Genomic DNA, 1122 nt, shown 5'->3' on the forward strand with positions numbered 1-1122 from the left:
CACCTGGGCGCGGTGCTGAAATCGGCGCCGGAGTTTGCCCTGGCCCATGCGATCAAAGGATTGTCCCTATTGATGCTGGGCCGCCGGGAGCTGCTTCCCACAGCGCAGGAAGCCCTGCGCGATGCCAAAGCGCAGTACGAAGGTGCCCTGCCGCGGGAACGCAAATATGTCGATGCGCTGGAAAACTGGCTGGCAGGCCGCCCCAGCCAGGCCATCCGCCGGATGGAGGAGGTGCTGGACATCTTCCCGCAGGACACCCTGGCAATGAAGCTCAGCCATGGCATCCGCTTTATCCTTGGCGATCCTGATGGCATGCGCGCATCCGTTGAACGGGTGATGCCGGCCTATGCGCCCGACCACGCGGGCCGCGGTTATCTGTTGGGCTGCCACTCCTTTGCGCTGGAGGAAACCGGCGAGTTTGAACGCGCGGCCAATGCCGGCCGTCAAGCGCTTTGGATGGCGCCGGATGATGCCTGGGGCCTGCATGCGGTGGCGCATGTGCATGACATGACCGGCAATGCCAAATCAGGGCTGGAGTGGCTGCACGGCCGCGAAGAGGCCTGGGCGCACTGCAACAACTTCCGCTATCACGTCTGGTGGCACAAGGCGCTGATGCATCTGGACCTGGGCCAGATGGACGAAGCATTGGCGCTGTATGATACCGAAGTGCGCAAAGACAAGACCGACGATTACCGCGACATCTCCAATGCCACTTCGCTGCTGGCGCGACTGGAGCTGGAAGGCGTCAATGCCGGCACCCGCTGGGAGGAGCTGTCGGAACTCTGTGCCAACCGCACCGAAGACGGCAGCCTGATTTTTGCCGATCTGCACTATCTTCTGGCCCTTACCGGCCACCGCAAGGAAGACGCCCACAAGCTGGTTCAGCGCATTCACGCCGACGCCGAACAGGGCGGGTCTGAGGCCTGCGAACGCATGGGCAATCCTGGCTGTGCTGCCGCCGATGGCCTTGAAGCCTTTGGCGACGGCAATTACAAATCCGCTTTCAACCATTTGTCCGCGGCCCGCGGCAGCATGCAGCTGGCCGGCGGCAGCCACGCGCAACGCGATGTTTTCGAACGCATTACCATTGATGCTGGCCTGCGCGCAGGACAGCTTGACGCG

General features: G+C 62.9%; 1 protein-coding gene. It reads left to right on the forward strand.

The window, feature by feature from the left end; genetic code table 11:
• Nucleotides 1-1122: tetratricopeptide repeat protein (locus A2I95_RS41035; protein ID WP_291738031.1), on the forward strand; the 1122-nt coding region annotated here is incomplete at both ends.

The organism is Leisingera sp. F5 (assembly GCF_001593695.1).